This is a genomic window from Streptomyces sp. NPDC007162 (assembly GCF_040634175.1).
Taxonomy (GTDB): Bacteria; Actinomycetota; Actinomycetes; order Streptomycetales; family Streptomycetaceae; genus Streptomyces.
Window position 1 is genome coordinate 1 of sequence record NZ_JBEYFC010000620.1, and the last position, 4,520, is coordinate 4,520.

The following is a 4,520-nucleotide window of genomic DNA, read 5'->3' on the forward strand; positions in this document are numbered from 1 at the left end:
GGGCCCGAGGTCATCATCCTGCGGTGCCGGTCGACGACGGCCGCGAGGTCCCCGGCCCGCTCGCCGCTGACCTGCCGCACGACATGCTCGGTGATCGTCGCGAAGGCCACCGACTCGTGGACCGCGAAGAGCGGCAGCCGGTGCCGGGCGCACGCCACCACCAGGTCGTCCGGGACGACGCCGAGCTCCGCCTCGCCGGCCGCCAGCGCCACCACCCCGGCCTGCACGAGCAGTCGTACGAACGCCTCGGAGTCCGCGGCGTCCCGGCGCCAGGCCAGGCCCGTCAGCACCAGCTCACCGCCCGAGAGGTAGCGGCTGGGGTCGCGCAGGTCGGTGGTCATGACCCCGCGCACGGTGCGGTCCAACTCGTCCTCGCCGCCGAGCAGCCGCAGGCCCAGCGCATCGGTGTCCAGCAGTGCGCGCAGCCGCATCTCGTCGCCGCCGTTCTGTGTCTCGAAATCTACGATGAATCCTGGAGGGTCCGGGTCGAGGTGCCGGGCGGACGTGGTCACAGGCCGTTACCGCGTGGCACCTGAGCGTTTCCCGCGTTTCCGCAGGAAAACCAAGAGGTTACCGATGACCTCTGTTCATACGAATCTACAAGATGCCCGTGCTGGCCAGCCAACTCCTTCATGGTTTCGGTGACTGACCCTGCTGGAGTACGGGGCGGTGTACTGACCTCGTCCCGCGTGAACAGGACATGAACGAGCCGGGCCCGCCGCACACGGATTGGCTCAATCCGCACGACTCACGAGACACAACGAGACGGAGAAAAGAGCCGGTCATGGACTTCCTTCGCCCCGCCAGCTGGGAGGAGGCGCTCGCCGCCAAGGCCGAGCACCCCACCGCAGTGCCGATCGCGGGTGGCACCGATGTGATGGTCGAGATCAACTTCGACCACCGCCGGCCCGAGTACCTCCTCGACCTCAACCGCATCGGCGATCTCTACGAGTGGGAGGTCGGCGAGGAGAGCGTACGGCTCGGCGCCTCCGTGCCGTACACCCGGATCATGGAGCACCTGCGCGCCGAACTGCCGGGCCTCGCCCTCGCCTCGCACACGGTCGCCTCCCCGCAGATCCGCAACCGCGGCGGCGTCGGCGGCAACCTCGGCACCGCCTCCCCGGCCGGCGACGCCCACCCCGCGCTGCTCGCGGCGGGCGCCGAGGTCGAGGCCGAGTCGGTGCGCGGCACCCGGCTCATCCCGATCGACGACTTCTACACCGGCGTGAAGCGCAACGCGCTCGCCCCCGACGAACTGATCCGCGCGGTGCACGTGAAGAAGGCCGAAGGCCCGCAGCAGTACTCGAAGGTCGGCACGCGCAACGCCATGGTCATCGCCGTGTGCGCGTTCGGGCTCGCCCTGCACCCCGCGACGCGGACGGTCCGCACCGGCATCGGCTCGGCCGCCCCGACACCCGTACGGGCGAAGACCGCCGAGGACTTCCTGAACGCCGCGCTCGACGAGGGCGGCTTCTGGGACAACAAGAAGATCATCACCCCGTCGGTCGCCAAGCAGTTCGCGGACCTGTGCGCCGCCTCCTGCAACCCCATCGACGACGTCCGCGGCACCGCGAGCTACCGCCGCCACGCGGTCGGCGTGATGGCCCGCAGGACCCTCACCTGGACCTGGGAGTCGTACCGCGGCACCCCTCAGCAGAAGGGGAGTGTCGCCTGATGCGCGTCAACTTCACCGTCAACGGACGCCCGCAGGAAGCCGACGACGTCTGGGAGGGCGAGAGCCTGCTCTACGTGCTGCGCGAGCGGCTCGGCCTGCCCGGCTCCAAGAACGCCTGCGAACAGGGCGAGTGCGGTTCCTGCACCGTCCGCCTGGACGGCGTGCCGGTGTGCTCGTGCCTGGTCGCCGCCGGACAGGCCGAGGGCCGCGAGGTCGTCACGGTCGAGGGCCTCGCGGACTACGCCAGGCAGCGTGACAGCGGCCCCACGTGCGGCACCTCGCTCGACCAGGCCCGGCGCTGGGCCGCCAAGGGGCAGGCCTCCCACGCCGGCGAGGGCACCGAACTCTCGCCGGTCCAGCAGGCGTTCATCGACGCGGGCGCCGTCCAGTGCGGTTTCTGCACGCCCGGTCTGCTGGTCGCCGCCGACGAGATGCTGGAGCACAACCCCAACCCGACCGACGCGGACATCCGCGAGGCGCTGTCGGGCAACCTGTGCCGCTGCACCGGCTACGAGAAGATCATGGACGCGGTCCGCCTCGCGGCCGCCCGGCAGTCAGAGGCGGTCTGAGCCGATGCCCATCAACGGCGCTCCCACGAAGATCACCCAGGGGTCGGGGACCAAGGGCGGCATCGGCGAGTCCACGCTCCGTCCCGACGGCATCCTCAAGGTCACCGGCGAGTTCGCGTACTCGTCCGACCTGTGGCACGAGGACATGCTCTGGGGCCAGATCCTGCGCTCCACGGTCGCGCACGCCGAGATCGTGTCGATCGACACCGGCGAGGCCCTCGCCCAGCCCGGCGTGTACGCCGTCATGACGTACGACGACCTGCCCACCGAGGTGAGGAACTACGGCCTGGAGATCCAGGACACCCCGGTCCTCGCCCACGGCAAGGTACGCCACCACGGCGAGCCGGTCGCGATCGTCGCCGCCGACCACCCGGAGACCGCCCGCCGCGCCGCCGCCAAGATCAAGGTCGTCTACCGGGAACTCCCGGTGATCACCGACGAGGCCTCGGCCACGGCGCCCGGCGCGGTCCTCGTCCACGAGAACCGCGACGACCACCACATCGGCCACGTCCCGCACCCCAACATCGTGCACCGCCAGCCGATCGTCCGCGGCGACGCCGACGAGGCCGCGAAGAAGGCCGCCGTCGTCGTCAGGGGCGAGTACTACTTCGGCATGCAGGACCAGGCCTTCCTCGGCCCCGAGTCCGGTCTCGCGGTGCCCGAGGAGGACGGCGGCGTCCACCTCTACATCGCCACCCAGTGGCTCCACTCCGACCTGCGCCAGATCGCACCCGTGCTCGGGCTGCCCGAGGACAAGGTGCGGATGACGCTGGCCGGCGTCGGCGGCGCGTTCGGCGGCCGCGAGGACCTGTCGATGCAGATCCACGCCTGCCTGCTGGCGCTGCGCACCGGCAAGCCGGTGAAGATCGTCTACAACCGCTTCGAGTCCTTCTTCGGCCACGTCCACCGCCACCCGGCCCGGCTCCACTACGAGCACGGGGCGACCAGCGAGGGCAAGTTGACGCACGTCAAGTGCCGGATCGTGCTCGACGGCGGCGCCTACGCCTCCGCCTCCCCCGCCGTCGTCGGCAACGCCGCCTCGCTGGGCATCGGGCCGTACGTCGTCGACGACGTCGACATCGAGGCCATCGCGCTCTACACCAACAACCCGCCGTGCGGCGCGATGCGCGGCTTCGGCGCGGTCCAGGCGTGCTTCGCCTACGAGGCGCAGATGGACAAGGTCGCCAAGCAACTCGGCATGGACCCGGTGGAGTTCAGGAAACTGAACGCCATGGAACAGGGCACGATCATGCCGACAGGACAGCCGGTGGACTCGCCCGCCCCCGTCGCCGAACTCCTGCGCCGGGTCGTCGCGATGCCGCTGCCGCCCGAGCAGCAGTGGCTCGCGGCCGGCGAGGAGCCGGACGTACGGCAGCTGCCCGGCGGTCTGTCCAACACCACCCACGGCGAAGGCGTCGTACGCGGCATCGGCTACGCCGTCGGCATCAAGAACGTCGGCTTCTCCGAGGGCTTCGACGACTACTCCACCGCGCGGGTGCGCATGGAGGTCGTCGGCGGCGAGCCCGTCGCCGTCGTGCACACCGCGATGGCGGAGGTCGGGCAGGGCGGGGTGACCGTGCACGCGCAGATCGCGCGCACCGAGCTGGGCGTGGCACAGGTGACCATCCATCCGGCCGACACCCAGGTGGGATCGGCGGGTTCGACCTCGGCCTCGCGGCAGACCTACGTCACCGGCGGCGCCGTGAAGAACTCCTGCGAACTGGTCCGGGAGAAGGTCCTGGAACTGGGCCGCCGCAAGTTCGGCACGTACCACCCGGCCTGGGTCACCGCCGAACTGCTCCTGGAGGGCGGCAAGGTGGTCACCGACGGCGGCGAGGTGCTCGCCGACCTGGCGGACGTGCTCGGCGAGGAGAGCGTGGAGGTCGAGGCGCAGTGGCGGCACCGGCCGACCGAACCCTTCGACCTGCGCAGCGGCCAGGGCAACGGCCACGTCCAGTACTCCTTCGCCGCGCACCGCGCGGTCGTCGAGGTCGACACCGAGCTGGGCCTGGTCAAGGTGATCGAGCTGGCCTGCGCCCAGGACGTCGGCAAGGCGCTCAACCCGCTCTCCGTCGTCGGCCAGATCCAGGGCGGTACGACCCAGGGCCTGGGCATCGCGGTGATGGAGGAGATCATCGTCGACCCGAAGACGGCGAAGGTCAGGAACCCGTCCTTCACGGACTACCTGATCCCGACCATCCTCGACACGCCGTGCGACCCCCCTTGGACGGCGTTCATTTCAGCCGCTCATCCTCACGGGCTTGCGGAGGCCGTCA

The 4,520-nt window shown here is 70.6% G+C and carries 4 protein-coding genes; 3 read left to right on the forward strand and 1 reads right to left on the reverse strand.

What is annotated here, in order from left to right; translation table 11 throughout:
* Nucleotides 1-431: PucR family transcriptional regulator ligand-binding domain-containing protein (locus ABZ646_RS40635; RefSeq protein WP_360531034.1), on the reverse strand; the 431-nt coding region annotated here is incomplete at its 3' end.
* Nucleotides 432-784: 353 nt separating this feature from the next.
* On the opposite strand from ABZ646_RS40635, the gene ABZ646_RS40640 reads away from it, so the two are divergent.
* From ABZ646_RS40640 to ABZ646_RS40650, 3 genes are all read left to right on the forward strand, one after another.
* A complete protein-coding gene (locus ABZ646_RS40640) occupies nt 785-1,675 on the forward strand; it encodes a xanthine dehydrogenase family protein subunit M (RefSeq protein WP_360531025.1) in 891 nt (296 codons plus the stop codon).
* Nucleotides 1,675-2,244 (forward strand): (2Fe-2S)-binding protein, encoded by a 570-nt coding sequence (locus ABZ646_RS40645; RefSeq protein ID WP_360531028.1) that lies wholly within the window; start codon nt 1,675-1,677, stop codon nt 2,242-2,244. Before ABZ646_RS40640 ends, ABZ646_RS40645 begins: the two co-directional genes overlap by 1 nt.
* 4 nt (nt 2,245-2,248) lie before the next feature.
* A partial coding sequence (locus ABZ646_RS40650; RefSeq protein ID WP_360531031.1) for a molybdopterin cofactor-binding domain-containing protein occupies nt 2,249-4,520 on the forward strand: 2,272 nt, incomplete at its 3' end.